The sequence below is a fragment of the Cellulosilyticum sp. I15G10I2 genome (genome assembly GCF_900095725.1).
Classification (GTDB): Bacteria; Bacillota; Clostridia; order Lachnospirales; family Cellulosilyticaceae; genus FMMP01.
On sequence record NZ_FMMP01000028.1, the window covers coordinates 301,323 to 322,779 of the forward strand.

Annotated in this window: 17 protein-coding genes; 2 read left to right on the forward strand and 15 right to left on the reverse strand. The window is 37.6% G+C overall.

Annotated features, from left to right (window positions below; translation table 11 throughout):
- Position 1: 1 nt before the first annotated feature.
- A complete protein-coding gene (locus tag BN3326_RS20450; RefSeq protein WP_171903873.1) occupies positions 2-1,003 on the forward strand; it encodes an ATP-binding protein in 1,002 nt (333 codons plus the stop codon).
- A 137-nt stretch (positions 1,004-1,140) separates the two neighbouring features.
- The gene (locus BN3326_RS20455; RefSeq protein ID WP_070001091.1) at positions 1,141-2,475 is read left to right on the forward strand and encodes an aminotransferase-like domain-containing protein; all 1,335 of its coding nucleotides are present in this window, start codon (positions 1,141-1,143) and stop codon (positions 2,473-2,475) included.
- Between the two features lie 80 nt (positions 2,476-2,555).
- On the opposite strand, the gene BN3326_RS20460 is transcribed toward BN3326_RS20455, so the two are convergent.
- From BN3326_RS20460 to BN3326_RS20530, 15 genes are all read right to left on the reverse strand, one after another.
- Positions 2,556-3,092: a helix-turn-helix domain-containing protein gene (locus BN3326_RS20460; protein WP_070001092.1), complete on the reverse strand. Its 537-nt coding sequence runs from the start codon at positions 3,090-3,092 to the stop codon at positions 2,556-2,558.
- 38 nt (positions 3,093-3,130) lie between these two features.
- Entirely contained in the window at positions 3,131-5,878 is a 2,748-nt protein-coding gene (locus tag BN3326_RS20465) for a molybdopterin-dependent oxidoreductase (protein WP_070001093.1), read from the reverse strand.
- A gap of 141 nt (positions 5,879-6,019) precedes the next feature.
- On the reverse strand, positions 6,020-6,841 hold the full coding sequence (locus BN3326_RS20470) for an FAD binding domain-containing protein (RefSeq protein ID WP_070001094.1): 822 nt from the start codon (positions 6,839-6,841) through the stop codon (positions 6,020-6,022).
- Complete coding sequence (locus tag BN3326_RS20475) at positions 6,835-7,308, reverse strand: (2Fe-2S)-binding protein (RefSeq protein ID WP_070001095.1); 474 nt, start codon at positions 7,306-7,308, stop codon at positions 6,835-6,837. The genes BN3326_RS20470 and BN3326_RS20475 overlap by 7 nt, the downstream gene beginning before the upstream one ends.
- Positions 7,309-9,405, reverse strand: a complete 2,097-nt coding sequence (locus BN3326_RS20480; RefSeq protein ID WP_070001096.1) for a xanthine dehydrogenase family protein molybdopterin-binding subunit — start codon at positions 9,403-9,405, stop codon at positions 7,309-7,311.
- 193 nt (positions 9,406-9,598) lie between these two features.
- Entirely contained in the window at positions 9,599-10,681 is a 1,083-nt protein-coding gene (locus BN3326_RS20485) for a 4Fe-4S binding protein (protein WP_070001097.1), read from the reverse strand.
- A 2-nt stretch (positions 10,682-10,683) separates the two neighbouring features.
- Entirely contained in the window at positions 10,684-11,979 is a 1,296-nt protein-coding gene (locus tag BN3326_RS20490) for an amidohydrolase family protein (protein ID WP_083258986.1), read from the reverse strand.
- Positions 11,976-13,268 carry an amidohydrolase family protein gene (locus tag BN3326_RS20495; protein ID WP_070001098.1) on the reverse strand — a complete coding sequence of 431 codons (1,293 nt, stop codon included), beginning with the start codon at positions 13,266-13,268 and terminating at the stop codon, positions 11,976-11,978. The genes BN3326_RS20490 and BN3326_RS20495 overlap by 4 nt, the downstream gene beginning before the upstream one ends.
- 24 nt (positions 13,269-13,292) lie before the next feature.
- A complete protein-coding gene (locus BN3326_RS20500; RefSeq protein WP_070001099.1) occupies positions 13,293-14,879 on the reverse strand; it encodes an N-acyl-D-amino-acid deacylase family protein in 1,587 nt (528 codons plus the stop codon).
- Positions 14,880-14,898: 19 nt separating this feature from the next.
- Positions 14,899-16,086, reverse strand: coding sequence for a YgeY family selenium metabolism-linked hydrolase (locus tag BN3326_RS20505; RefSeq protein ID WP_070001100.1), 1,188 nt, complete (start codon positions 16,084-16,086; stop codon positions 14,899-14,901).
- Positions 16,087-16,098: 12 nt separating this feature from the next.
- On the reverse strand, positions 16,099-17,301 hold the full coding sequence (dpaL, locus tag BN3326_RS20510) for a diaminopropionate ammonia-lyase (RefSeq protein WP_070001101.1): 1,203 nt from the start codon (positions 17,299-17,301) through the stop codon (positions 16,099-16,101).
- 229 nt (positions 17,302-17,530) lie between these two features.
- Positions 17,531-19,258 (reverse strand): sigma 54-interacting transcriptional regulator, encoded by a 1,728-nt coding sequence (locus tag BN3326_RS20515; protein ID WP_070001102.1) that lies wholly within the window; start codon positions 19,256-19,258, stop codon positions 17,531-17,533.
- Positions 19,259-19,283: 25 nt separating this feature from the next.
- Positions 19,284-19,865: a nucleotidyltransferase family protein gene (locus tag BN3326_RS20520; RefSeq protein ID WP_070001103.1), complete on the reverse strand. Its 582-nt coding sequence runs from the start codon at positions 19,863-19,865 to the stop codon at positions 19,284-19,286.
- 15 nt (positions 19,866-19,880) lie between these two features.
- Entirely contained in the window at positions 19,881-20,831 is a 951-nt protein-coding gene (gene moaA / locus BN3326_RS20525) for a GTP 3',8-cyclase MoaA (RefSeq protein WP_070001104.1), read from the reverse strand.
- Between the two features lie 12 nt (positions 20,832-20,843).
- The gene (locus tag BN3326_RS20530) at positions 20,844-21,353 is read right to left on the reverse strand and encodes a MogA/MoaB family molybdenum cofactor biosynthesis protein (protein ID WP_083258987.1); all 510 of its coding nucleotides are present in this window, start codon (positions 21,351-21,353) and stop codon (positions 20,844-20,846) included.
- Positions 21,354-21,457: the final 104 nt, after the last annotated feature.

Below are 21,457 nucleotides of genomic sequence, written 5' to 3' on the forward strand. Positions count from 1 at the left end.
TATGAATAATAAAGAATTCCACTATAAGCGCCTCATAAGGGAGTATGATATTAAACGAACTTCAGCTGTTAAAGAGCAACGAAGACGCGCTAAAGAAGTTTATTTAAAGGTGCCTCAGATTGAAGAGATTGATAAAATACTCAGTCAAAGTGGTGTTCAACTCGTTCGTAGCATGCTTAAGGAGCCCAATACGCTTTCTATTGAAAATTTCCGTAAAAATTCTGAAGATCTTATGTTTACCAAAAAAATGCTGCTTGTTGAGGCCGGCTTTCCTGAAGATTATTTGGAAATTCTTTATGAATGTGCTTCATGTGAAGATACAGGTTTCATTGATAACAAGCCATGTATTTGTTTTAGACAAGGACTGATTAATATTGCCTACGAACAATCTAATTTAAAAAATATCCTCCAAATCGAAAACTTCAATGGTTTTAACCTTAATTACTATTCTAAGCAAGTAGATCCGGCTTCCGGCAGATCTCCTTATACCAATATGGAAAAAATATATCAGATTTGCGTAGGTTTTATAGAAAACTTTGAAACCAAGAAGCAAAACCTTTTATTTTATGGTCATACAGGTCTTGGTAAAACATTTCTATGCAATTGCATTGCTAAAGAGTTATTAGATAGAAATTATACGGTGCTCTACCTTACTTCACCTCAGTTGTTTAAACTTTTTGAGGAATCCAGGTTTCACCGCGAAGATATGATGGATGAAGCTAAAGCTATGCTGAGTACTCTTTTTACTGTTGATCTATTAATTATTGACGATCTAGGCACTGAATCTTCCTCCACCTTTACAGGAAGCGATCTGTTTGATGTACTTAACACACGTTATTTACATCAAAACGCTACTATTATTTCAACCAATGTCGCCCCTAATGACTGGAATAAATATTATTCTGAACGCATTGTATCTCGTGTATTCGGCAACTATACCAACCTTAAGTTCATAGGTTCAGATATAAGATTACTTAAAAAATATACAAGTAACAATTTATAACCTGCTGCCAATCAGCAGGTTTTTTTATAGGCTTGGAATGATATTTTACGAAAATTGGTAATATATATGTATGTATAAACTTTTTATAGAGAAATAACAGCTAATGATATCGATCTTGATTACAAAGGGGGCAACATATGTTTTATACAGTACAATTATCCAAGTCTGATCCAACACCTCTCTACATACAACTTGCATCTGAAATAGCTAAGCTCATTCAATCCGGAACTTTGCTTGGCGGAACTAAGCTTCCTCCTATACGAACCTTATCTAAATACCTGTCTATTAATCGAGATACTGTTGTAAGTGCCTATAAACTTTTAGAAAATCAAGGGTTAGTTGATGCACATGTAGGTAAAGGAACTTATGTAGCATCACAGCCTTCTGTTTTGCTATCTGAGCATAACTCTAATGAAATAAATAATATTTATTGCAGTACATTAGGATTTTCGAAAGATCTTTTCCCTATAGCTTTATGCAAGGAACTTGCACAACGCGTTATTGACACAGAAGGCTGGGGAGCCTTTTGTGATCCGCTCTACCGCGAGAGGAATCTTCTTAACCAAAATGTATGCTGTTTTCTAGAAAGTGCCGGAATCAAAGCTTCTTCAGCACAAGTACGTGTCATCAAAAATTTTACTAGCTTTTTAATAAATCTTTTTAAATACTCTTCTAAACAAGGTATATGTATCGAACAATTTAGTGATTTGACATATTCCTCGTTTTTACATTCTATAGGCAGCAAAATCTATGAGATTCCCTTAATAAAGGATGGCTTGAATCTAGAAGTGCTTGAAAAATATCTGCGTCTTGGCAATATAGGTTATATTTTTTTATCTTCCTATCTTCAAAATCCAACTGGCCTCTGCTACTCTGATTATCAAAAACAAGCCCTCATCAAACTTGCCAAAACTTATGACTGCTATATTATCGAGGATGGTACGCTTAGCGAATTTTTATATGATACCCCTAAGCTTATGCCTCTATTTCATCATTTTTCAAAGGATAGAGTGATTTATACTTACCACTTTTCTAAAATGTATCTGCCACATCTTTCTTATAGTTTTGTACTACTTCCAGCACATATGGTCAAAGGTATTTCCAATGATCTTGAATGTACATTTAACGAATATCTTCTCCACTATTATCTCGAATCCGCTAGTCTTATGGAACATAGAAAGCTATTATTTGAATTATGTAAAGAAAAATATAATCAACTCTATAGCGGCTTGCAGCTTCTAAAAAACAAAATTGAAATTTACGCTGTGCATGGCGGGATCTTTTTTTGGCTTAAACCATTAACAGTATCCTTAGATGAAATCTGTGAACTTTTTATACAAAACAATGTGGTTGTCTCACCTGGAACACTTTTTACTTATGCTCATAAATCTGATTATTTTAGACTGTCCATAACCCAGCTTACTACCGATCACATTGATCAAATCTTGCAACTCTTACATACACAGCTTTAAATCACGACTAAGAGGACATAAAAAAGAGCAAATGAGCTTACTCTTTTTTATGTCCTCTTCTGATCATAATACGCAGATATTTAGAAGCGCGGCGGGGTTATAGTTGAGATAAATACCAAATCTTCTTCTCCAACACTTACAATTTTATGTGGGATGCTTGAGTAGTAATAAATTGTGTCACCTTCTTCTAAGACATATTCATCTTTACCAATAGTAATCCACATTTTGCCTTGCAGTACATGATTAACTTCTTCGCCTTGGTGTGTCAGTGGTTCTTCACAAGTCATTGCCCCTGGCTCTAACCTTCCTATAAACATCTCCATCTGTCTGTTTAAATCAGGTGATAAGAGTTCATAAGTTACATGAGAATCTCTAAATTTAAGCTGTTGTCTTTCATTTTTCTTAACGACAGGACTTTTCTCTGTCTCATCTAATAAAAAATAAAATACAGCAACCTCTAAAGCCTCTGCAATCTTACGCAGCGAAGTAATAGAGGGCTCTGATATATCTCTTTCTATCTGACTCAAAAATCCTGGAGTTAAATTCGTTTTTTCTGACAGTTCTTTTAAACTCATTCCGACTTGTAATCTTTTTTCCCTTATCTTGTCCCCTATCATATGCTCTTCCTTTATTCCTGTGTTTTTATCCTAGTTTATCATAACACCTGCTGTTTGTGCAATTTACTTAGTAATTTTTTATCAGTTATTGGCAAACTTTGCATTCTAATGCCTATCGCATCATAAATTGCATTTGAAATAGCTGGGGCCATAGGATTAAGTCCTACTTCACCCATTCCTTTAGCGCCAAAAGGCCCTCCCTCATCATCTACTTCAACAATAATAGACTCTATTTCTGGGGCATCCTCTATTTTAGGTACGCCAAGCTTTTTAAGTGTATCGGTAATAATAGTTGTTTCATCTTCTAAAAATTCTTCTGTAAGAGCAAATCCCATCCCCATCACTACTGCTCCTTCTATTTGCCCCTTAATGTTTTGAGGATTAATTGCTTTGCCTACATCTTGAGCCGCAAATACTTTCAGCACCTTAACTTTTCCGGTCTGTGTATCGACTTCCACTACTACGCCCGCACTGGCAAAACAATAGGCATAATGAATATTTAATTCTTCATCTTTCATACCTTCTGCTTTATCTGCTAATATGCGATGCGGATAGGTTTTAGGCGGCATATATTCTACTTCTATTTTTAGAACTTCGCCTTCACCTTTTGCTTTTTGATAAGCATCCTCTAGTGCTTGTTGTGTTATTTTTTCATCACTTGCCGCAAGGGATAAATACGTATATAACTTATCCTTTAACTTTTCAGCGGCCAGTTTAACAGCATTTCCTGTTACATAAGTCTGTCTTGAGGCTGTGGTCATACCACCATCTGGACAAGTTTTGGTATCACATGCAATAACTTCCATCAGGCTATACGGTACTTCAAGCGCTGTGGCTGCTATTTGTGCCATAATCGTATCAGAACCTTGCCCCATATCCGTTGCACCTATTCTTACTTGTATTTTCCCATTTTCCATAACCTCTATAATAGCCCCTGCTTTATCTGGTTTTCCTGTTCCTATGCCTACATTTTTATAAGAGCTTGCAAGCCCAAATCCAACTTTTTTATCCCCTCTTGCTTCTTTATAGACTAAAGATTGTTTTTCCTTTGCTAAAGCATCTTTAACGGCTTCTAACGTCTCAAGATACCCGATACCTTTACCTAAAATTTGTCCCGTTCCTGTTACACTTCCCGGCCTAAAACCATTCTGTGCTCTAAGCACTGCTGGATCGATGCTCAGTTTTCTGGCTATTTTATCCATTTGAACTTCACAAGCAAAACTCACTTGCGTACTTCCAAACCCTCTGAATGCACCGCCTGTATTATTATGAGTATAAACGCCGTATGAATCAGCTTTTACATGTTCTACTACATAAGGGCCAGTGGCAGTAACTGCTGATCTAAATACAACTGGCATAGTCATAGAAATATAAGCTCCTGCATCTCCAATAACTTTAGATTCTACAGCTACAATCTTACCTTCTTTAGTTGCACCATGCTTCATCCAAATATGCATTGCGTGTCTTTTTGTACTCATTCTAATGGATTCTTCTCTTGTAAGGACCATCTTAACAGGTTTACCCGTTATAAAAGCCGCGAGGGATGCATGTATTTGTACAGTTGGTTCTTCTTTGCCTCCAAATCCGCCGCCACATGGTGTATAAATAACTCTCACACGTTCTTGCTCTATATTAAGGGTACTGGCTATCATTTCCTGAAAAGCTATAGAGCCTTGGTTACCTGTAAAAACTGTTAAAGTGCCGTCAGCTTCTGGTCTTGCAAGGCAGGCTTCTGTTTCAAGATAGGCATGTTCTATAGCAGGCGTATAATAATAATCTTCAACAACTACATCGGCTGTTTCAAATGCTTTATCTGCATCCCCTTTTCTTACTTGCACATGATGTACGATATTATTTTCTTTATCCTCGTGCACAAGTGCGGAAGTTTCTTTAATAGCTTCTAAAGGCGAAAGAATAGGTGGCAATACTTCATAGCTAACTTCGATAAGTTTTTTTGCAAAGTCTGCTTGTTTTCTGGTTTTAGCAAAAACAGCAGCTACTACCTCACCTAAAAATCTTACTGTATCTGAAGCAATTACAGGCTGATCTTTGAAAAATAGTCCAAAACTATTGCGACCTTTAATATCCTGACCTGTTAAGATCAACTCTACACCAGGTGCCATTTTCGCTTTCTCAATATTAACTGACTTGATTTTAGCATGGGCATATTCTGAGAAAAGAAGCGTTCCATAAATCATCCCCTCTGCTGTATAATCGTCTGCAAAAATAGGTTTGCCTTGTACCTTAGCTGTCGCATCAATCTTAGGCACAGAAACCCCAATATAATTATCAGATTTATTTTCTTCTAATGAACGAAGTGTATACTTATAGTCTGCCGCTCTTCTTACCGATTTTAAAATACTTGTATAGCCCGTACATCTGCATATATTATGCTTCAGCGCCTCTTTAATTTGTGCTTCTGTCGGATGATCTATCCGATCAAGCAGTGCTTTTGTACTCATCACCATCCCTGGCGTACAAAAGCCGCATTGTACGGCCCCTTCATCAATAAAAGCCTGCTGGATATAGTGAAGCCTTTCTCCGTTTGCAAGCCCCTCTATTGTTTCAATAACAGCACCTTCTAATTTAGTCATCTTAAGTAGACATGCGCGTTTAGCTGCTCCATTTATAATAACCATACACGTGCCACAGTGTCCTTTTTCACACCCATTTTTTGTTCCCATAAGGCCTAAGCATTCTCTTAAATACCTTAATAAAGATAAGTCTTCTTCCACCTCGGCTAATTGCTTGATACCATTAACTGTTACTTTAATTTTTGAACTCATATTTAACGCCTCCTGTCTGTCGTTCTTCTCTAAGATATGCATTGCCTAAGGCCTCAGGCGGCAAAGATAAGCTCTGCCATCACTTCATGAAGCTAATGATATATTCTCTGGCCGCCAACGCTTCACTAACTTAAAATCCAATTAAAGACTACTTGTAACCATAAAATCTTCAATGAGCCTCAGGCCAATTTTTTTGCGGTAATATGCGGTTGACCTTTGATCATCAATGGGTGTAATAATAGCTTTGTAGCGGTCTAAGAATACCTCTTTATCATGTACTACTTCGCTAAGTGTTCTCCCTATACACTCCTGTTCTATCTCCCTATCTTTTACAACCGTAGGTGCTGCTGCCCCAATAGCGACTCTCATATCTTTTATGACGCCATCTGTAACCTGCATTAAACCTACAAAAGATAATTTAGATATAGCATCAGCCTTGCGCGCACCTACCTTTTTGTAATACATTTTATTAAAGGATTGCTTAGGCACTATAATGGTTTCTAGTATTTCATTATGTTTAATATCCGTTCGCTTTGGACCTGTGATAAAATCTTCTATCTTAATTACTCTTGAAGAATGCATAGATACTAATTTAATGCTGGCATGCAGTGCATATAACACCGGAAGCGTATCCCCTGCCGGAGAGGCATTACAGATATTTCCGCCTATCGTGCCTACATTGCGTATTGCAGGAGATGCGATTTGCCCCATAGCCTGTTTTAAGATCTCAGGTGTACTATCTTGCTTAAGAAGTGTGTCATAAGTACACATGCTACCTATATAGAGGTGATCTTCATCTTCATTCACCTTAGAAATTTCTGCTAAATAATTAAGAAACAGAACTGGAAAATGAGATGTTTCATGCACCATGCAATCGGTTCCTCCTGCATATAATAAGACTTTATACTTATTTATAATGGCTAAAGCTTCCTCTAGGGTACTCGGTCTAAATGCCTTTACCATAATCCAGCCCCCCTAACCGCCGCTAAGCTAATGGCTGCAACAATCATGTTATATCCTGTACATCTGCATAAATTACCAGATATGGCTTCTCTTATTTCTTCTTCTGTCGGCTTAGGATTATAGGCTAACAACCCTTCCGCTGCCATAATCATTCCTGGTGTACAAAACCCACATTGAACTGCTCCAGCTTCTGCAAACGCTTTTTCTAAAACTGAAAACCTCTTTGTTGTCTTATAACCTTCTATGGTCCATACGTCTTTTCCTTCCAGACTTCCCATGGCTACAAGGCACGCGTTGATAAGCTTCCCATCAATAAGTACTGCACAGGCACCGCACTCCCCTTCTTTGCAGCCTTCTTTGACGCCCATGAGCTGATAGTCCTGTCTTAAGATATCAAGTAATCTTCTTTGAGGCTCACTGACACTTATAACCTTTTCACCATTTAATTTAAAGCACACTTGATTCATCTATAACACCTCCATAAGTGCTTCTGGTGTAAGTGGAATTTGATTAATACTTGCACCTGTTGCATTTTCAACTGCTGCTATATAGGCTGGTGCGGCTCCGATCAAGGTAAGTTCTCCCGCTCCCTTAGCTCCAAAAGGGCCATCTCTGTAAGGATTATCTATGAGTGTGGTATGTATTTTAACAATATCTTTAGCTGTCGGAATAATATAATCTGTTATGCTGCTTTGTCTAATGGCACCCCTATCACTTTCCATTTTTTCCATAGATGCATACCCAATCCCCTGTAACATTCCCCCTTCAATTTGTCCTTGCATAATGGTTTCATCTATAGCTGTTCCAACATCAAATACACCCCATACACCGATTACCTCTGTCATAGCCGTCAGTGTATCGACTTTTACTTCAATCACATTAACGCCCCATGAATAAGTTGGATAAGCATCTCCTTTGAACAACTTCTCATCCCACGGGATAAGTTCTGGATGGACATAGTGCTCCTCTATAACCTGCGTCTCATTTTGATCCCAGCTTTTTTTCAGCCTAATTGCTGCACGCTCTAATAACTTCCCGACTATCATCAAAGACCTCGAAGCTACTGTAGGTCCTGAATTAGGTACCCTGTCTGTATCGGGATTTTTATATATAACCGATTCAAGAGGTATTTCTAAAATCTGTGCCACTATTTTACTGAGTGTCGTTTTAAGTCCTTGCCCCATCTCGGTATTACTTACTAATATTTCTACTTGATCATTCTGTACTTTAGCTAAGCGTACAATAGCCCTAATATGATCTCTTTCCCCTGCACCTGTAAAGCCACATCCATGTAAGAAAATCGATAAGCCTATTCCATTTTTATATCTTCCCGTTTGACTTAAGCAGCTATTATATTTTTGTTTATAGTCTGATAACACCTCTGCCCTTGCAAGCATTTCGTCTAATTTGATTACATCGTGGAATCTGCCCCCTGTTGAAGTGGCATCTCCCTTTTCAACCATATACTTCTTCTTAAGGTCTAAAGGATCTATCCCCAGTTTATTAGCTATATGCACCATGTGCATCTCAACTGCAAAAAAGCTCTGCGGTGCCCCAAATCCTCTAAAAGCTCCTGTTGGAACAGTATTTGTAATAGCAGCTTTGCCACTTACCTTGATATTGGCTATTTTATATACTCCGCCTGCACAAATAATTGATCTTTGAAGCACAACACTTGAGAGCCCGGCATAAGCTCCGCCGTTTAAGGTAATATCAATAGCCATTGCACTAATATTCCCAGCCTTATCAATGGCTGTTCTATATTTTAATAGCCCTGGATGCCTTTTAGTGGTAACTGCCATATCTTCTCTTCGGTTCATAATTAATCTGACCGGCTTTTTTGTTTTATACGCTGCAACAGCTGCCTGCGCTGCTATTAGAGAGGGATATTCTTCTTTGCCGCCAAAAGCTCCTCCTGTAGCCGTTTGTACAATTCTAACCTGATCTTCTTCAAATCCAAGGGCATACACCACAGCATTTTTCACATAATAAGGACATTGTATAGATCCATAAACTGTTATCTTGTTTTGCTGATAATCTGCCATAACCCCCTGTAGCTCTATATAGGCATGTTCTTGATAGCCTGTTTCAAAGGTCTCCTCAATAATCTGTACTGCGTCATCAAATGCCTTATCAACATCTCCTTTTTGATACTGATAACTAGCGATATACTCTTTCGCATCAGCTACTGTATAAATAGGCGGCTTTTCTGTGTAATCAACTGTAATTTGAGCTAAAATAGCATCTACTTCTTTTTCTTCTGGTCCTGCAACAAGTAAAATAGGTTCACCTATATAACGTACTTCGTCTTTGGCAAAAAGAGGTTGATCATCCACAATAATTTTAACGCTGTTTTTACCTGCAACATCTAGGTGATCTATAATAAAATACCCCTCTTTTAAAGGAGGTATATTCACTTGATTAATAGCAGCTCTTGCTTTTTTAGAACGTAAAGTTTTAGCATATAGCATGTCAGGGAGTATTATATCTGCTATATATTTGATACTGCCACTTACTTTTTCATCATGATCCTTTTTAATCACAGATTGGCTGATAGCATGCATTAGACCTCACTCCTTATCATTAAAAGACGATTGACACTAAAAAAAGAGGCCTTACTTTAAGAGATAATCTCTTAAAATAAGGCCTCTTTGCCTTTTATTTAATTTCACTAAATTTATTTAGTATGATTATAATCACTCATTTCTCATTTGTCAATAGATTATCAAATAATAAGTATAAATATATTTACCTGTTTTATAAAGCCCCTTGTATCGCATGAACAGGACATTTAGACTGACAAAGCCCGCACCCAAAACAATGCTTTATATCGATAATTATTTTTTCACTTTTTTGAATCGCAAAGTAAGGACATATTTTTTCACATAGTCCGCATCTTGTACATTTCTCATGGTCTACTACTGGAAAACGAGGTTCATATCTTACTTGATGCGCAGTAATCCGTGACTGCATCACATCTTCTATAGACTTAAATCCATATTTATCTAGGGCCGCAGGCAACTCATTTACAAGCTTTTCATATAAATCTTTGCCTTTTAGCATGGCAGCTGATAACATTTGAACGCTGTCTGCACCTACTAATAAAAACTCTAGTATATCTTCGACACACTGAATACCGCCAACCCCAATAACTGTACACTCAGGAACGGCTAATTTTATTTTTCTGATAATAGCAAGCGCCATGGGCTTGATAACCGGCCCAGAGGTCCACACTTCGCCTTCGGTATTACCTACAGTTACCTTTCTTGATTTTAAATCTACTTTCATTGTGGGTCCTAATGAATTAATAGCTACTACACCATTTCCTCCGTTCCTAAGGACAACTCTTGCAAATTCTACTGGATCAGGAATATGCGGACTTACTTTCATAAAAAAAGGTTTTTGCGTATATTTTCTAATCTCCCTTACCGTTTCACCTATTGCCTCTAAATCTTTTCCTACATAATGGGTAGATACCTCAAAGGCTGCTGCAAAAGGGTCCAGCTTCGGTATAAGATAAGCCATATCTTCTTTAGTATAACCGACACTGATAAATAGCGGTACTTTTAAACTTTGCATACATCGGGGTAAAAACTTCTGGATCCACGTATCAGCCGGATATTCTGACCATAGCTCTGCATTCATAATACTGTTTTTATCTCCTACAATACAAGGTCTGACAACTTTTGCCCCCTGTATCGATATAGTTTTTGTAACCATTGCACCAACCCCGTAGTCTGCAATAGCTAAAATCTTTTCATCATCTCCAACTAATGGCCCTGATGCTGGCATTAAAGGGTTAGAAAGTTTAATACCATTAAATGTTGTCTCTAGTTTCATAATCAGCTCTCCTTACACGCATGCCATACTTTATCTGCTACATGGCGTGCCTCTTTATAAATTATAGCCTCATCTATTTTAACCTTTCCTTCAGCCACTCTGACTTCGCCTTGAGCCCATACCTTATTAGGTGTAAATCTATCTAAAATACCATAAAAGAAATGGCCTAGCATATTGCTCTTATCCATCGGTGTGGGCGGATTATAAAACACTTCCATAAAGTCCGCTTCATAGCCTTTTTCAAATCTGCCTAATTGACACCCAAGCAGTTTACCTGCGTAATCATAATTGTTTTTTATAATTTCTGTGACTTCTTGGAGTCCAAAGCATTGTGCACTTTGATATTTGAGATGCATAGTATACATAAGATTTTGCATATCTCTCGTTAGATTAAAGCCTAGTCCATCATTACCTATTAAACACTTTATGCCTCGCTGCATTAACCCTTTAACATCTGGCAATCCTACACCATTATTCATATTAGAAGTTGGATTAACTGCTGCATAAATCTCTTTTTGAGCTAATAGATCTTTATCTTTTTCACTTATATAAATGCAATGTGAGAGAATGGAATTCTTCTTAAGCAGTCCAAAATGATCTAGCCTTTCTACAACGCTCTGCCCGGATACTTTTTGAGTGTAAATACCGTCATCCGTACTTTCTCCTACATGAATATGTATAGGCATATCGCCTATCTGCCTTTGTATGGTTTCTAATGAAAGATTGCTAAGGGTCATATTAGCATGCATGCCAAATATGCCCGTAGCTACAGCTGATTGATGCTGCGCCGCAAATTCTAGATTTTCTTCTATACACTGCTGCAAATTGAACCTATCACTTGTTTCAAAACAAAAAATACCTCTTAAGCCTGCTTCATCACATATACTCTTTTTTAATGTATTGAGGCTGCCTTTAATATGTCTACCGCTGGCATGATGGTCTACAATCGTGGTCACACCATTTTTCAAACATTCTATGCCGCTTACAAGTCCGCTGTAATATACCGCTTCTTCATCCAGTGCACTATCCAGCTTCCACCACATCTGCTCTAGGAATTCTGTGAAGTTCTTAGCATCACAAGGGGTATTCCATCCTCTGGCAAAGGCAGAGTAAATATGACTATGCCCATTTACAAACCCCGGAAGTACCATCTGATGTTTACAATCAAAAACTTCATCAGCTCCTTTGAAGCATGCCATAGGCCCCACTTCTACTATTTGATGGTTAAATAAAACATAGTAATCTTCTCTATAGTTCTCATAATCAAATAAATTTGCATGTATTAAGGCTTTTATCATTCGTTAAGCCTCCTTTCTACATACGTGCCTTGGTTTCCTTTAAACTCTCCGTTTTCAACAATCATCCTGCCTCTTGAAAAAACAGCTTTTATCTTGCCTTTCACCTGAGTGTGATGATAGATATTACCTTCTTCTTCCAGACTATAAATGGGACCGTCTTCAAAAATAACTATATCAGCATCAGCTCCTGGCATAAGCGTTCCTTTTTGTGGATATAAGCCATGGACTCTAGCCGGATTTTCTGTAAATTTAGGAATAATACTTGGTCCATAAAGGGCATACATGACACCAAAAGCATACTGCACTCCCCCCACTCCCATGGGTATCTCCGAGGTATAAATTTTATTTTTAAGTACACTCTCAAAAGGGCAGTGATCTGTCGCTATAATATCTATTTGACCAATCTCTTGATGTAATATTTCTTTTTCCTCTTTACTTCTAAGGGGAGGTGTCATCGTCCATAAATAACCTTGTTTTTCCTTATACACTGAATCATCCCATAGAAAATAATGGGGGCAGCTTTCAAGTATAATGTTTTTATGCAGAAGCTCATGATAGTTTTCTCTAAAACGCCTTGCTGTACTTCCTGCGCTTAGGTGAACAATGTATAAAAGTCCATCTCTGTATTTTGTCATCTCCGCCAGTTTAAGTACTTCTGTTCTTTCTGCTAAAGCGGGTCTTGCCCATTCATGTTCACTTACTTCTATACCTTTTCCTTCTAAAATCATGCTGTCATTTTCTGCATGAATAAGAATTCTTGTTTGAAGCTCTTTAGAGTGTTTTAAGAGCTCATCAATATACCTATCTTCTGTTCTTCTTTCTGATGAAGCATAGGTGGTAAAGAGTTTAAGCGTTGGTATGCCTTTTTGCAAGCTAGCTTTCATCATTACCGAGGCATTTTCTATAGGCTGTGCGATGGTAGTATGAAAACCATAGTCTATGACACTTTTTTTAGCCTGCTCTCTTCTTAAATCAAAGGCTTTGCTAAGCTCCGTCGTTGTCTTAATGGGGTCTAAAAAATCTATAAACGTAGTAATACCCCCTAGAGCAGCTTTTATAGAGCCCGTATAAAAATCATCTGCTGAGGTGTTCTCCCCTACAGTTAACTGAAAGTGTACGTGGGGATCAATAAATCCCGGAAGTACTAGTTTTCCTTTTGCATCATATGTTTCCTTACACGCTAAATACGAAGGAGAAATGGTATCTATTTTCCCATTTTTAATATATAAATTCCCTGTAATGATCTCTCCCTCACTATAAATACTGCCATCTAATATGCCAAAATCCATCCTCGCTTCACCTCCTTTAAGCTTTTAGTTACTTATAAATCTGCCTGGCTTTTTACTTAAGTGTTTCCCCTGCTCTACAACAAGCTCACCATTTATGAGCACATATTCTATCCCTTGTGGAAACTGCATCGGGTCGGTATAGGTTCCTTGATCTATAATCCTATCTTGATTAAAAATAACTATATCTGCAAAATAACCGGTTTTTAGCAGTCCTCGGTCTTTAAGTGAAAATACCTCCCGAGGTTTACCTGACATCTTATAAATAGCTTCTTCTAAAGTCATCACCTTTTCTTCACGCACATACTTACCAAGTACCCTTGGAAAAGAGCCATATACCCTTGGATGAGGCTTGCCTCCGAGAAGACCATCTGTACACACATTTTGTTCTGGTCTTTTCATAATACTTATAATCTGTTCTTCTTTGCCATAATAATCAATCATTCCCACAGCATTGTCCTCTTCTATTAACAAATCAAATACAGCTTCCAGTGGTTCTTTGCCTCTTATTCGTCCGAGTTCTACTAAATTTTTACCTATAATACTTTGGTTGGCTGCTGTTTTTACGCTGGTAATATAAATGCCATCTAACCCTGCAAACTGCACAAAATTATCCCATTCACATGTCGCAGCAAAAATATCTTCTTTAATCTTTTCTCTGATAGTATTTTCTTTTAACCGCTCAAGTAATCTAACCGTTCCACCATCATGTACCCATGCAGGTAAAATCACACTAAGCATCGTACTTCCTGCCGTATAAGGATATTGATCTAAAGATACAGAAATCCCCTCTTTTTTAGCCTGATCTAAGAGTCCAAAAACTTCATCTATTTTATCCCAATTGTTTTTGCCGCAGATTTTAAAGTGAGAAAAGTGAACCTTAACCCCAGATTCTCTGCCAACATCTAATATTTCTTGCATAGAAGCAATGATTTGATTTGCCTCACTCCGCTGATGGGTCACAAATATCCCCTGCTTACTTGCCACAACTTTACAAAGCGCTGCTAGTTCTTTTTGATCACTATAGGCACAAGGGATATAAATAAGCCCTGTGGATAGCCCTATGGCTCCAGCATTCAGCTCTCTTTCTAATAGCTCCTCCATCTTTTCTATTTCCTTGTCAGTGGCCTCTCTATTTTCAAGCCCCATAGCTTCCATCCGTATATTCCCATGAGGTACAAGGTAAGCTGCATTAACTGCCATACCAGCCTTTTGAAGTGCCTCAATATAGCCCTTAGTATTCTCATAATGCCAATTAATCGCATCACTATCCCCATCTAATCCAGCCAGATTCTTTCTCCAAGCTTCAATATACTTCTCAGGAAGAGGTGCCATAGCAACCCCATCTTGGCCCAATATTTCAGTGGTAATCCCCTGCATCACTTTAGGTTTTACAAAAGAATCTGCCAGCAATAACTCTAAATCCGAATGACTATGGGTATCAATAAACCCCGGAGCTACCACATGACCCTTAGCATCTATAGCCCTATCATACACTGCATCTACTTGAGCGCCTATTTGGACGATCCTATCATCCTTTATTAAAAGCTCTCCATAAAATCTATCTTTACCTGTCCCATCTATAATTAGAGCATTATAAATCTTAAGTGTCATGTCCAGCCTCCTTTTTATCTTATTGTATCGCCTGCAACTCTTTAAGAATCAACACATACCCGTGACAGGCCCCTATCAGTTCACTTACCTCAACATATTCATCTATTGTATGGGCCAGATTTTCCTTGGATGGCCCAAAACCTAAAGTTTTAATCCCTGCTTCTCCTGCATAGTGACTGCCATTTGTGCAGAAAGAGTATTGTGTCACAATAGCATCTTCCTTAACTTGCTTTGCGGCTTTGAGTGCCGCTTGAACAAAGTCATCTTTTTCTTCAAAGCGCCAAGCTGGGAAAAACCTTTCTCCCGTGATAATACCTCCCGTATGACACTTCTCCTCACCCACTGCATATTTAACTACTGCTTTAAAGTCAGGATTTTCTTTTTCCAACTCTTCTATAACTGCTTGAAGAGGCGCAAGTACTTCTTCCTTCGCTTCGCCGACTAATAACCGTCTGTCATAAGTCACTCTGCACTTATCAGGTACAACAGATGCGCCAGGATAGGGCGTTGAAATAATATCAGTTAATTCTAAAATTCCTTTACCGAGTATAGGATCGATTTTATAAGGTATTTGATTAATTTTTGGAATAAGCTGCGTCATTTTATAAACAGCATTAATACCTGTTTCTGGATTCGCAGAATGTGCAGGCTTGCCATAGGTTTCAACAACGATTTCTGCTCTTCCTCTTTGACCACACTTGATATTTAGTTCTGAGGCTTCTCCTATAATGACATAATCTGGTTTGATACGCTTACTGATACTTCTTGCCGCTATCCCTTCAAAGCATTCTTCATGTACTACCCCTGCTACATAAATCTCTCCCGCAAAATCATAGTTAAGTTCTCTTGAGAAATAACTTGCTGCTATAATCATCGCAGCCAAAGCACCCTTCATATCCGTTGTGCCTCTGCCATAGATTCTGCCTTCTTCAAGAACCCCTCCAAACGGATCATAATGCCATTTTGACGGATCAGGCACTACTACAGTATCTATATGGGCATCTAATAGTATTTTGGGTCCTTTTTGTTTGCCGGTAAGCTTTCCTATTATACTGCCATATTCATCTATAATAACTTCATTAAAGCCATAGGATTTTAATATTTCTTCAAGTAGATTAACAACATCCCCTTCATGACCTGAATAACTTGGGATACTGATAATCTCCTGGCATACCTTTATAACTTCCTGCAGTCTTTCTTCTTTCATAAGTGCACCTCCTTATTGATAAGAGGGATATTTGCCATCCCATACAATGTCTTGATAGATCTGTGGATCCGTATTGCCTTCTGTACTTACAAGAATCACTACGGATGCTTCATTAATCTCTAGTCGTTCTTTTAAGTCCTTATAACTTTCATCTGCTGCAATAACACTTAATACCCCTGTTGTTACTGCCCCCGACTCGCCTGATATAATGCGTTTATCGCCTGCTAGGGGACTCCCTAATATACGCATACCTTTCGCCGTAACCTCATCTGATGCTGCTATAAAAACATCTGTACTTTCTTTTAAAATATCCCAGGCAATAGGATTTGGTTCTCCGCAAGCAAGCCCTGCCATGATAGTATTTAGATCTCCTGCGACATTTCTTATTTGCCCCGCCTGTACTGATTCATACAAACAGCTTGCCGCGTCAGCTTCTACAACAATAATACGTGGGGCTTTCTCTTTATAAGTCATCACAAAAGCTTCTGCAATTACCCCTGCAAAGGCTCCTACCCCAGCCTGCAAAAATACATGGGTCGGTACTTGATCCCCTAAGTCTTCTATCATTTCTACAGCAACAGTTGCATAACCTTGCATAATCCAGACTGGAACATCTGTATACCCCTCCCAAGCTGTGTCTTGAATAATTTTTCCTTTATCATCCTTATTTTTATCAATCATATAGCGCACCGTATCATCGTAATTGTAGGGTGTAATCTGTCCATTTGCTCCAAGCTTTAAGATATGATCTAATCTGTTTTGTGTACTGCCTTTTGGCATATAGATCTCTACATCTAAATCCAATTGATTGCCAGTCCATGCAACCCCTCTGCCATGGTTGCCATCTGTTGTGGCTACTAGTTTTACACCCTTTATCTTTTGTTTTACCGCATCACTTTTAAGATAAGCAAACGGTGTATCTTGGATATCCTTTTCTAAATAATCCGCTAAAGTTTTGCCAATAGCGTAAGATGCACCCAGCACTTTAAAGGCATTAAGACCAAATCTGTAAGATTCATCTTTTACATAAACAGCTTTTAGCCCCAGCTTTTTTGCAAGATGCTCCAGGTTTTCAAACGGTGTCTTATGATACTCATCAAAACTTTTATGAAAAGCCATAACTTCCTTATTTGTCTCTTCACTCAGTACTTTGTTTTCCCAATTCTTATGAGACTTTTTGTATGCATTTTCTGCCCATTTTATTTGTAAACTCATTTTCTCTCTCCTTGTTTAGTGATAGATTGGGTTACCCATCCCCTATACATTTAAGCTTTTAAGGGTTCTCTAAAAAACAAAAAGGTACAAGAATGTTTAAAATCTCAATCACTTCTTGCGCCTTTGCAACTTGTTATTTATTTAAGTTTTATTATAGCTCTGCCATTCTATAATTCAATGTTTTTCTCTTTATAACTTTCGTTTTATATTTTTTATCAATCAATTCGTATCATATTGAGATAGATTTCTCATCTTGAGAAATTTTGTAGGCTTTTTCAGCTAAAATGTTGTAATATTCTATTTTTCGGTAGAGGGTCGCCATACTTATTCCCAATATCTTAGCTGCGGCTTTTTTGCCCTGAACAGTATTTGCATAACGATTCATCACCTTAATAATCGTTTGCTTTTCTAAGTTTTGTAAATTAAACTCTTCACTAGTTTTTTGTGGGGACTTATTTAACTTCTCTAAAACGTCTTCATGTGATATTGTCCCATTTTGATTAAGCAGTATCATATAACTCATACTATTTTCCAGTTCTCTGATATTTCCTTTCCAAGGATAGTTCTGCAGTTCATAGAGCGCTTCTTTTTGTATGGTTACTTTTTTACCTTCCATATAACTGTATTTCTTCAAAAAGTATTGGATGAGCTCTTTAATATCTTTGGTGCGGCATCTTAGGGGTGGTATGGAAAGGCTAAATGGATGTAATAAATAATATAAATCTTTTCTAAATTGATTTTGTTTTACAAGCTCCTCAAGGTCTTTATTTGTAGAAATAATAATTCTTCCCTTAAAACCCCCTGGCAATTGTAAACTTTCTAGCAGCCTTATCTGTATTCTAAGCGGCAAATCTGCTGCCTCATCAAAAAACAGTGTCCCAGATCCAGTTAAACTCATTTTACTAAGTGGTGAGTCCCCAAATATCTCTTCTGCATCAGCCTCAACTATCCCTGTACAATTGACAGTCACAAAAGGCTTATCCTTATGTCTACTGTCATGATGAATAGCTCTTGCAAAACTTTCTTTTCCTACGCCGCTTTCTCCATAAATAAGAATGTTTTTGTCTGTTTGTGCTAATCGCTTAGCCTGTTCTTTTACGCTTAAAAAGGTTTCATCACTGCCAAGAATCCTGTCAAAACTGCAATCCTCTTTAAGAACGTTCACATAACGCTTTTTAATATCAATAATATCTTGGAAGATAAAAACTTCCATATGACTTTGCATTTCTGTTGTCATTTTAAAAATACGGCCTTGAACATGGATTTGTTTTTGCCCTACTCTAAATATATACTGCGTTTCTAAATCTCTATTTTTCTCTTCTATGGGCATACATTTAAACTGATTGATTTTATAGAGATATTCCAGTTGTTTTTGATTATTGCCTAAAATATTTTCTGCATATTGATTCATATATCTGATGGTATGCCCTCTTCCAAAAATAAGAACACCCTTGTCTACAAACTCCATTACCTTTTTCAGCATATGTGATGTGATGATATGCTCTTCATAATAGGTATATTCCCCTACCTTAGAGGCAATAAGTTCTGCAATGTTTTCTAAAAAATCAATATAGTAAGCTAGATTATCAAAGACCACCTTTTTTTGCTCTTTTTCAAAACAGGCCAGAGCGATCACCCCTATAACTTCTTCACCAAGCATAATCGGACAACCTATTTCAAACACCTCTTTACACACGTCTTTACTTGGACACATCTTGCAAATTGAATGTTTTTTAGGTTCTTCAATAATCAGATTGCATCTATTTTCTAATACCCACTTAAATCCTGTAGCTTCATTTTCTATATAAGTACCTACTGTATCTGCAAATCTTCCTGTGCCTGCAAGCCTATACAATTTATTATCTGTAATATCTACATCCACCTGTAAAACTTTTGATATCACATCGGCATAATTCATAACTTCTTTTTGAATTCTTCTTAGTAAGGGTTCCACCATTTTATGCCCCCCTTTCCCCACTAATCTACTCCGTACATTTATGTTTTAACAGCATCCTATAATCCGTCATAGTATCTAAATCCATTAAAATCCCTTCTTCTTCCACATCAACCATCATACGCCCCTTGCGGGTTAAGTACTTGTTTAAGTTAGAATCAGCTGGCTCATCTAATATTTCTTGAATACACTGACTGCTTAATAATATGGGATGCCCTCCCTTATTGTGAAATCTTGGAACTATAATGTCTCCCTGTGTATTTAGTAATTCTGAACAAATCTTTTGACTAATAAGCGGATAGTCCCCTGGGGTTAAAAAAAACCTTTGTGCGCTTACTGCTTGTATCCCCTTTTTTACAGAACTAAACATCCCCTCGTTATATGTTTCATTATAAATAAGTTCTGTCTTTTCATAGTGCTTTAAGACGTCCGCGATTTTTTCTGCTTGATAGCCTCCTACTACGATAATACGACTGCATAGTGCCTGCATCGCTTCAATCACATGCCCGAGAAGCGGCTTACCTAAAAAATCCAAGGTCATCTTAAAAGTTTCTGCTCTAGTTGAATAACCAGCTGCTAAAATAACAGCCTCTACATCTGATGACTTCATCTTAGTACCTCCCCTCTACCCGCCGATCTGATACATTCCCTTATGTGTATAGCACTGCTCCTCTAAATGATGGGTCTGTTGTTTAAGACGAATAGCATTCATTATAATAGGCTCAATAGGCTTATGCATTCTTAGCGCAGTTTTTAAGTCAATTTCAATATCTGAATGCAGACATCCTTTAAGTTTTCCTTCTGATGTGAGGCGCATCCTATTACACGCATTGCAAAATTTACAGGACATAGGCGTAATAAATCCTATTTTCGCTTGTGTTCCTTTAAGCGTATAAGGAACTGCTGTTCCTCCTTTTGTATGTTCCAGCCTTTGAAGCTTAGGCATATTTTCTAGGATTTGATCTGCTGAAATATATTTTTCTCTAGACCAGTTTATGCCTTCTCCAATAGGCATCAGTTCAATAAACCTTACTTCTACCCCAGAAGCATCTGACCATTTAGCAAATGCCTCAATTTCATCCTCATTAAACCCTTTTATTAAAACAGTATTGACCTTTATAGGCGAAAGACCCTTTGCTTTAGCTGCTTCAATACCTCTTAAGACCTTTTGAATATCTCCGCCACCAGTTATCAGATGATACTTTTTAGCATCTAATGTATCTAGGCTTACATTAACTCTCTTAAGTCCCGCATCCGCTAAGGCTTCAGCTTTTTCTTCAAGTAATACAGCATTTGTTGTCATAGCTATATCTTTCAGATGTTCAAGTTTTGTTACCTTTTCAATAAAAGGAATGACCCCTTTTCGTATCAAAGGTTCTCCCCCTGTAATTCTTAGTTTAGTGATACCCAGTTTATGAAAAGTTTTTATGATTTGATAGGTTTCATTCAAACTTAAAGTCTTTTCTATACAGCCTGCACTCTTTTTATCAGGCATACAATACTTACAGTTTAAATTACAATTTTCAGTTATAGAAACTCTTAAATACGAAATATCTCTGCCATATGAATCCATCATTTTTATCACCTGCTACTTTCTGTCGCCCTCTGATGTAACACCTTTTAGAACTTTAAGCCCTTGCCATACCGTCTCTAGTATACTTTCTAATGCTTCTCTCGCATCTTTTGTACTTCCTGGTAAGTTAATAATAAGCGTATGCTCCCTTATTCCCGCAACACCTCTAAATAGCATCGTCCGAGGTGCCTTTTGTATACCATAACAGCGTATTGCTTCACTTATACCTGGTATTTCTTTTTTAATTACTTGCTTTGTTGCCTCAGGGGTTATATCTTTTGGACCAACACCCATTCCCCCTGTGGTAACAACTAAATCTATTTTCAAATCGTCACAAAAAGTAATGAGTCTATCTTTTATAACTTCACGCTTATGTGGTATAATCTCATAGCTTTTTATAGAAAATCCATAGGCAATTAAAATTTTCTGCATCGCGATACCACTCTCATCTATCCATTTCGCATCTTGGCATTTATCACTTATAGTAATAATCGCCGCATTAAACACCGCCCTCCCTAGATCCATACCATCCTCCCTTAGACTGATCTTAACAATTTATCTATTTTCTATTTTTTAAAAAAAAGAAGAGACAAAATTGCCCAACTGGCAATAATATCTCTTCTTTGAGT

Bases quoted from the DNA above. Each gene is read 5' to 3' on its own strand.
- BN3326_RS20450 (WP_171903873.1), top strand. From the start codon at position 2: ATGAATAATAAAGAATTCCACTATAAGCGCCTCATAAGGGAGTATGAT.
- BN3326_RS20455 (WP_070001091.1), top strand. From the start codon at position 1,141: ATGTTTTATACAGTACAATTATCCAAGTCTGATCCAACACCTCTCTAC.
- BN3326_RS20460 (WP_070001092.1), bottom strand. From the start codon at position 3,092: ATGATAGGGGACAAGATAAGGGAAAAAAGATTACAAGTCGGAATGAGT.
- BN3326_RS20465 (WP_070001093.1), bottom strand. From the start codon at position 5,878: ATGAGTTCAAAAATTAAAGTAACAGTTAATGGTATCAAGCAATTAGCC.
- BN3326_RS20470 (WP_070001094.1), bottom strand. From the start codon at position 6,841: ATGGTAAAGGCATTTAGACCGAGTACCCTAGAGGAAGCTTTAGCCATT.
- BN3326_RS20475 (WP_070001095.1), bottom strand. From the start codon at position 7,308: ATGAATCAAGTGTGCTTTAAATTAAATGGTGAAAAGGTTATAAGTGTC.
- BN3326_RS20480 (WP_070001096.1), bottom strand. From the start codon at position 9,405: ATGCATGCTATCAGCCAATCTGTGATTAAAAAGGATCATGATGAAAAA.
- BN3326_RS20485 (WP_070001097.1), bottom strand. From the start codon at position 10,681: ATGAAACTAGAGACAACATTTAATGGTATTAAACTTTCTAACCCTTTA.
- BN3326_RS20490 (WP_083258986.1), bottom strand. From the start codon at position 11,979: ATGATAAAAGCCTTAATACATGCAAATTTATTTGATTATGAGAACTAT.
- BN3326_RS20495 (WP_070001098.1), bottom strand. From the start codon at position 13,268: ATGGATTTTGGCATATTAGATGGCAGTATTTATAGTGAGGGAGAGATC.
- BN3326_RS20500 (WP_070001099.1), bottom strand. From the start codon at position 14,879: ATGACACTTAAGATTTATAATGCTCTAATTATAGATGGGACAGGTAAA.
- BN3326_RS20505 (WP_070001100.1), bottom strand. From the start codon at position 16,086: ATGAAAGAAGAAAGACTGCAGGAAGTTATAAAGGTATGCCAGGAGATT.
- dpaL (WP_070001101.1), bottom strand. From the start codon at position 17,301: ATGAGTTTACAAATAAAATGGGCAGAAAATGCATACAAAAAGTCTCAT.
- BN3326_RS20515 (WP_070001102.1), bottom strand. From the start codon at position 19,258: ATGGTGGAACCCTTACTAAGAAGAATTCAAAAAGAAGTTATGAATTAT.
- BN3326_RS20520 (WP_070001103.1), bottom strand. From the start codon at position 19,865: ATGAAGTCATCAGATGTAGAGGCTGTTATTTTAGCAGCTGGTTATTCA.
- moaA (WP_070001104.1), bottom strand. From the start codon at position 20,831: ATGATGGATTCATATGGCAGAGATATTTCGTATTTAAGAGTTTCTATA.
- BN3326_RS20530 (WP_083258987.1), bottom strand. From the start codon at position 21,353: ATGGATCTAGGGAGGGCGGTGTTTAATGCGGCGATTATTACTATAAGT.